Annotated in this window: 4 protein-coding genes, 1 tRNA gene and 2 pseudogenes; 4 read left to right on the top strand and 3 right to left on the bottom strand. The window is 71.4% G+C overall.

What is annotated here, in order from left to right; all coding sequences use genetic code 11:
* Positions 1-723, top strand: a pseudogene (locus DRV84_RS14735) (IS256 family transposase); the annotation flags it as partial.
* Positions 724-769: 46 nt separating this feature from the next.
* Positions 770-1,216 carry a hypothetical protein gene (locus DRV84_RS14740; RefSeq protein WP_239995100.1) on the top strand — a complete coding sequence of 149 codons (447 nt, stop codon included), beginning with the start codon at positions 770-772 and terminating at the stop codon, positions 1,214-1,216.
* Positions 1,217-2,018: 802 nt separating this feature from the next.
* Here the strand turns inward: DRV84_RS14740 and DRV84_RS14750 are convergent.
* Positions 2,019-2,093, bottom strand: a tRNA-Asn gene (locus DRV84_RS14750).
* A gap of 65 nt (positions 2,094-2,158) precedes the next feature.
* Positions 2,159-3,043: an MBL fold metallo-hydrolase gene (locus tag DRV84_RS14755; RefSeq protein ID WP_115982050.1), complete on the bottom strand. Its 885-nt coding sequence runs from the start codon at positions 3,041-3,043 to the stop codon at positions 2,159-2,161.
* A 41-nt stretch (positions 3,044-3,084) separates the two neighbouring features.
* Between DRV84_RS14755 and DRV84_RS14760 the strand changes: the two genes are divergently transcribed.
* Both DRV84_RS14760 and DRV84_RS14765 read left to right on the top strand, forming a co-directional pair.
* The gene (locus tag DRV84_RS14760) at positions 3,085-4,392 is read left to right on the top strand and encodes an ATP-binding protein (RefSeq protein ID WP_115982052.1); all 1,308 of its coding nucleotides are present in this window, start codon (positions 3,085-3,087) and stop codon (positions 4,390-4,392) included.
* 380 nt (positions 4,393-4,772) lie between these two features.
* A complete protein-coding gene (locus tag DRV84_RS14765; protein ID WP_115982054.1) occupies positions 4,773-6,317 on the top strand; it encodes a trimethylamine methyltransferase family protein in 1,545 nt (514 codons plus the stop codon).
* A gap of 71 nt (positions 6,318-6,388) precedes the next feature.
* On the opposite strand, the pseudogene DRV84_RS16065 reads toward DRV84_RS14765, so the two are convergent.
* Positions 6,389-6,655, bottom strand: a pseudogene (locus DRV84_RS16065) (DUF6477 family protein); the annotation flags it as partial.
* Positions 6,656-6,856 lie beyond the last annotated feature (201 nt).

Below are 6,856 nucleotides of genomic sequence, written 5' to 3' on the forward strand. Positions count from 1 at the left end.
GCATGCTGGTCATTCTCGGGGCCACACCCGAGGGGAAGAAGGAGCTCGTCGGCTTCCAGGTCGGCGTGCGGGAGAGCGCGCAGAGCTGGCGCGAGCTGCTGGTCGACATCAAGGCCCGCGGCCTCGAGGTGCCACCCGAGATCGCCGTAGGCGACGGGGCCATGGTTCGCGGGCTCTCTCGGACGGATCGCCTTCGCCCGCTCACTCTGGAAGGCGCTCGACGAGGTCTTCCCGGGCACGCGTCACCAGCGCTGCTGGGTTCACAAGACCGCGAACGTGCTGAACAAGTTTCCGAAATCCATGCACCCGGCGGTGAAGGCCGATCTGCGCGACATCTGGCAGGCCGAGACCCGCGCCGCCGCCGAGGCCGCCCTGGACATCTTCGCAGAGAAATACGGGACGAAGTACGAGAAGGCCGTGACCTGCCTGACGAAGGACCGCGAGGCCCTGCTTACCTTCTACGACTTCCCCGCCGATCATTGGGACCACCTGCGCACCGGCAACCCGATCGAGAGCGTCTTCGCCACCGTCCGGCACCGGACGGTCCGCACCAAGGGCGCGCTGTCGCAGAAGACGGCCAAGCTCATGGTCTTCAAGCTCGTTCAGGCCGCCGCGAAGACGTGGCGCCGCCTGAAGGGCGCGAACCAGTTGCCTCAGGTCATCGAAGGCGTCACATTCACCGACGGCGTCGCCACACGCGACACCGAAACCCGCGCCGCCTGATCAGGCCGTGTCACCCAAATTCGGGCATAGCTCGGGGGCGCGTAGTGTGGCGTTCGACATGGCCGGGCTGTTCACCGCCAAGCCGAGCCGCCGCGAGCGGGACGCGGCGCGCGAGCGGCTGGCCAAGGACCGGGCCGAGAAGATCGTCGGCAATCTCTGTGCGGTGACGCGGCTCGCGCTCGAGGAGGGGCGCATCCTGACGACGCTCGCCTATGAGGGCACGTTCCGCGCCACCATCCGCTCCGAGCTCTGCCTTCAGGGGTGGAGCTGGCAGGCCGCAGACGACACGGCGCAGGACGTCGTGGCGGTGGTGTTCTCCATCCTGCAAGTGAAGCGCCCGGACTGGTATGAGGGCCAGCCCGATTGGACCATCAAGCGCGGCACGCTGATCGAGCGGACGCGCTGCGCCAACTGCGGCCACGCTCTGCCGGAGGGGCACACGAAGTTTTGCAGCACCCCGTGCCGCAGGGTGCACGGGCTGCGCCTCATGTAGCTTCGGGAGGCTGACGAGCATCAAATGGCCACGCTGGCCAGCCGCTCGCCACTATGACCTGGGCGCGCGAGTGCGAGCATTGCGGCGGGCCGATCCCGGACAGCCGCCGCGACGACGCCATGTATTGCACCCCCGAGTGCAAGCGGGCCGACTACGAGGCCCTAGTCCGGCGCGGGCGGCTCGAGGACAAGGCCGACAGGCCACCGTGCCGGGGCTGCGGCGCGCCGATCCCGCCCGAGGCTCCGGCGCACCGGCAGTTCTGCACCACGGCGTGCCAGCGGCGGGCAGCCTACCGGGCCGAGATCGAGGCCCGCCCGGCGCAGACCTGCCCCGCCTGCGGTGGCACGTTCCACCCGACCATCGCGGGGCAGACGTGGTGCAGCCACGTGTGCGCCAACAGGAGCATCGGCAAGGACGGCCCCCGCCCGTGCAAGGGCCGCGGCGAGACCATGCCGAGCCCCCGCGCGGCCACCAGACATCCCGGTGCGCGGCCATCTAGCGGAAGCGGTGCGCGTCTTGCTTTGGTAAGTCACTTGCATGTGACTTAGCGCCTCGCCGCCTATCCTGGTCGCGCTCCGCCGGCCCCAGCGCCTCGCCCACCGCCGTCTCAAGAATGCGGGCGGCGCAGCGAGGCTGACCCGCGCGCGCGTGGGCGCGAGCTTCCCGACGTCGGGAAGTTCCCGACGTGGATTCGCGGCGATACCCGAGGGCGCGCGGCATTACCCCAGGTGTTACCCCAGACGCACGAGCCGTTGGCGGCCTTGCGCCGCTCTCCCGTATCTATCTAATTTTTCTATATTTCTGGCTCCGGCGGCAGGATTCGAACCTGCGACCAATTGATTAACAGTCAACTGCTCTACCACTGAGCTACGCCGGAACGCGAGAGCGCTATAGCAAGGCGGTCGCGCGGCGTCCAGAGGGTGTGCGGCGATTTTGGCGGGCTCACGTCGCGTGAAACACGGCCCCGGCGGAGAGCGGGCCCTCGGGGCGCGCGAGGTCGCGGCCGGCGAGGTCGACGAGGTGCGCGAAGACGTTGCGCGCGGCGGCCGGCAGAAGCTCGGGCGGCGTGTCGGCGTAGATGCGCCGCGCGAGCGCGTCGGCGGTGCCGGGCCCCTCGGCGAGGGCGGCGCGGATCTGCGCCTCGCGGGTCCGGCGGTGCGCGAGGAGCCAGGCGAGGCGCGCCGCCGGATCGGCGATCGGCGCGCCGTGGCCCGGGTGCATCACGCGCCAGCGGTGCCCGGAAAGCCGTGCGCAGGAGGCCATGAAATCGGTCAGGTCACCATCGGGCGGCGAGACGAGCGAGCTCGCCCAGCCCATGACCAGATCGCCGGTGAAGAGCGTGTCGCCGGCGGCGAAGCAGAGGTGGTTGCCGAAATGCCCCGGCGTGTGCAGCGCCGTCAGGCGCCAGCCGTCGCCCGCCACCTCCGCGCCGTCGGCGAGCGTCGCGTCGGGGGCGAAGCCCGTCTCCACCCCCTCGCCGCCGCCGGCGAGCCCCGCCGCGGCGAGCCGCGTCATCACCGCGCTGCGCCCCGCGCGCGCGTCGCCGAAGGCGAGGACCGGCGCGCCGGTCTCCCGCGCGAGCGGGCGGGCGAGGGGCGAATGATCGAGATGCGCGTGGGTAACGAGGATATGCGTGATCCGCTGGCCGGGGCCCAGCGCGGCGAGGATCGCCTCGAGATGCGCGGGATCGTCCGGGCCGGGGTCGATCACGGCGAGCCCGCGCGTGCCGAGGAGATAGGTGTTCGTCCCCCGAAAGGTCATCGGCGAGGGGTTGGGCGCCGTGATCCGGCGCAGCCCCGGTCCGAGGGGGAGGGCGTGACGAGGCATGACGGCTTTCGCTCCCGTGGTGCGGCCCGTAAGGTCTAGCCATGGCCTTCGGTTGGCTCAAACACTCCATGCCGCGCGGGCTCTACGGGCGCGCGGCGCTGATCCTCGTGCTGCCGGTGGTGACGCTGCAGCTCGTGGTTTCGGTCGTCTTCGTGCAGCGCCACTTCGAGGACGTGACCGAGCAGCTCACCGACGGCGTCGTCCTCGAGGTCGGGCTCGTCCTCGACCGTCTCGACGCGGGCGGGATGGCCGCCGCGGCGCGGACGGCCGACGCGCTCGACTACCGCCTGCGCCGCGTGTCGGAGGCGAACGTGCCGCCGGCGAACAGCCTGCGCTTCTACGACTTCTCGGGGCGGGTGGTGATCCGCAGGCTCGAGACGCGGCTGCCGGCGTTCCGGGGCATCGACCTGCGCGACGACAGCCGCGTGACGCTCCATGCCGCGAGCGCCGCGGGGCCGGTGGCCTTCGACTTCGACCGGGACCGGGTCTCGGCGTCGAACCCGCACCAGCTTTTCGTGAACATGATCGTTTTCGGGGTGCTCTTCACCGTCGTCGCCTTCTTCTACCTGCGCAACCAGCTCCGCCCGATCACCCGGCTCGCCGAGGCGGCGGAGGCCTTCGGGCGCGGGCGGAGCCTGCCCTACAAGCCCGCCGGCGCGGTCGAGGTGCGCGCGGCGGGGCGCGCCTTCCTCGACATGCGCGCGCGGATCGAGCGCCACATCGAGCAGCGCACCATGATGCTCTCCGGCATCAGCCACGACCTGCGCACGCCGCTCACGCGGCTCAAGCTCGGCCTCTCGATGCTCGACGAGGCCGACCGCGCGCCGCTCGAGCGCGACGTGGAGGACATGGAGCGCCTCGTGGACGAGTTCCTGAACTTCGCCCGCGGCGAGGCGGGGGCGGGCGAGCCCGAGCCGGTCGATCCGCTCGCGCTGGTGCGGGACGTGGTGGAGGACGCGGCGCGCGGCGGCGCCGACGTGCGGCTCGCGGCGTGCGAGGGCGCGGGCGAGATGGCGCTGCGCCCGCTCGCCGTGCGCCGCGCGCTCGAGAACCTGATCGCCAACGCCGTGCGCTACGGCACGCGCGCCGAGGTCTCCGCGCGGCTCGGGCCGGCGACCCTGCGCGTCACGGTCGAGGACGACGGCCCCGGCATCCCGGCCGGGGCGCGGGCCGACGCGCTCAAGCCCTTCGCCCGCCTCGATCCGGCCCGGAACCAGGATCGGGGCACAGGCGTCGGCCTCGGCCTCGCCATCGCCGACGATGTCGCCCGGGCCCACGGCGGCGGCCTGAACCTCGACGCGAGCGCGCGGCTCGGCGGGCTGAAGGCGGAGCTCACGCTCGCGCGGTAGGGCGCGAGACCCGGCCGGGCAGGGGGGCTGTCCGCCCCCCTCTTGGCCTTCGGCCAATTCACCCCCCGAGGATATTTGATCCAAGAAGAAGGATCCGCGCCGGCCCCATCATCTTGGCCCAAATACTCCGGGGAGCGCGAGGGGCAGCGCCCCTCGCCCCGCGCGGTGGCGGTGCGCGCGTGCGGCCGGGGCAGGGCGCCGGATATGTCNAGCGCGAGGGGCAGCGCCCCTCGCCCCGCGCGGTGGCGGTGCGCGCGTGCGGCCGGGGCAGGGCGCCGGATATGTCGCTTTCGACATCCAAAGGGCGCAAATCGTCGCGGCCGTCAGGCGGCGGCGGTGTAGACCGGCGGTTACCGGATCAGGACGCGGTGAGGTGCGAGATGGGCGAAGCGGCAAGCCGCAGGCGGGCGCGGACGGGAGGCGGCGCGGCGCGTCGCGCGGAGCGCAGCGCGCACCGGGTCGAGACCGCGCGCTTCATCGAACGCAACATTCCCCTCTTCGAGGTGCTCGACGAGGCGGCGCTCGAGATCATCGAGGCCAACGGCGAGACCGTGCTGCAGGAGGTCGGCGTCAATTTCGCGGCGAACCCGGCCGCGCTCGACCGCTGGCGGGAGGCCGGCGCGGACGTGCAGGGCGAACGGGTGCGTATTCCGCGCGGGCTCGCCCGGGAGCTCTGCGCCCATGCGCCGTCGCGCTTCACGCAGCTCGCGCGCAACCCGGAGAAATCCGTCGAGATCGGCGGCGACACGATGGTCTGCGCGCCGGTCTACGGCCCGCCCTTCGTGCGCTCGGCCACGGGCGGGCGGCGCTATGCGACGATGGAGGATTTCCGCAACTTCGTGAAGCTCGGCTACATGTCGAAGTGGCTGCATCACTCCGGCGGCACCGTCTGCGAGCCCACGGACATCCCCGTGAACAAGCGCCATCTCGACATGCTGCTCGCGCACATGACGCTTTCGGACAAGCCCTTCATGGGCGGCGTGACCGAGCCCTCGCGCGCCGCGGACTGCGTGGCGATGGCCGAGATCCTCTTCGGCGCGGAGACGGTGCAGGCGAACACGGTCATGACCTCGCTCGTCAACGTGAACTCGCCGCTGACCTTCGACGACGTGATGATGGGCGTGCTCGAGGTCTATGCGCGCAACAATCAGGCCTGCATCGTCTCGCCCTTCGTGGTGGGCGGCGCGATGTCGCCGGTTTCGGTCGCGGGGACGCTGACGCAGGTGCTCGCCGAGGTGATGGCGGGCGTGGCCTACGCGCAGCTCGTGCGCAAGGGCGCGCCGGTGATCTTCGGCACATTCGTCACCTCGATCGACATGAACTCGGGCGCGCCGACCTTCGGCACGCCGGAGGCGAGCCAGATCCTCTACGGCGCGGGGCAGCTCGCGCGGCGGCTGGGGCTCCCCTTCCGCTCGGGCGGGGCGCTCTGCGGCTCGAAACTGCCCGACGCGCAGGCGGGCTACGAGACCGCGAACACGCTGAACGCCGCGCTTCTGGGCGGAGTGAACTTCATGCTGCATTCCTGCGGCTGGCTCGAGGGCGGGCTTGTGGCTTCCTTCGAGAAATTCGTCATGGACGCCGACCAGCTCGGCGCGCTGCACAAGATGGCCGCCGGCGTGCCCACCGACATGAAGGCGCAGGCGATGGACGCGATCCGCGAGGTGGGCCCGGGCGGGCACTACCTCGGGTGCGCGCACACGCAGGAGCACTTCAAGTCCGCCTTCTGGCGCTCGGACCTGCTCGATTACAAGCCGTTCGAGACCTGGGACGAGGAGGGCGCGCGCGACACGCAGGCGCTCGCCGCCGCGCGGGTCGACTCGCTCCTGGCGCGGTACGAGGCGCCGCCGCTCGATCCCGGCGTCGCCGAGGCGCTGGGTGATTTCGTCGCCGCGCGCAAGGCCGAGATGCCCGACGCCTTTTCCTGAGGCGCCCCCGGCGCCGCGTCTTCCGGCGCGGCGTCTTCAGGCCCGGCGGCCCCGGGCCTGTCCGGCGCGGCGAGGCGCGCCTCGGCCATGAGCGCGATCAGCACCTCGACGTGGCGCGCCGCCGACCAGGCGGCGTCGTCCTCGCGGCGGCGCGCCTCGTGCGTCTCCTCCATCTCCATGAGCGCCGCGAGCGCGGCGCCGGGCGCGGGCAGCGCGCCATAGCCCAGAAGCCGCGGCAGGTGCTGTGCGCGGCGGTAGTCGGCTTGCCCGTGGCGCGCCGCGCGCACGAGAAGCGCGGGCCGGCGCAGCGCTTTGAGGCGTGTTCGACGATCCTGCATGTCAGGTCCTTCCCCGGATGTGATCGGGGCTGATCATCGCACAACCCAGACGTGTGTTGCGCACCTGTGGGGGCGGCGCACGGCGCGCTGACGTTTGTTTATCTTTTTGAAACAACGATGAACACCGGCGTGAGTTGTTTACCGTTGGATAACCATTTCGCGCTTGGGTTGTAATTAAGGATCGTCTGATCTACCGCTTCG

The organism is Rhodosalinus sediminis (genome assembly GCF_003385555.1).
GTDB lineage: Bacteria > Pseudomonadota > Alphaproteobacteria > Rhodobacterales > Rhodobacteraceae > Rhodosalinus > Rhodosalinus sediminis.

What these genes read in the sequence shown, in the direction of transcription:
- DRV84_RS14755 (WP_115982050.1), bottom strand. Translation starts at nt 3,043, where the DNA reads ATGCCTCGTCACGCCCTCCCCCTCGGACCGGGGCTGCGCCGGATCACG.
- DRV84_RS14760 (WP_115982052.1), top strand. Translation starts at nt 3,085, where the DNA reads ATGGCCTTCGGTTGGCTCAAACACTCCATGCCGCGCGGGCTCTACGGG.
- DRV84_RS14765 (WP_115982054.1), top strand. Translation starts at nt 4,773, where the DNA reads ATGGGCGAAGCGGCAAGCCGCAGGCGGGCGCGGACGGGAGGCGGCGCG.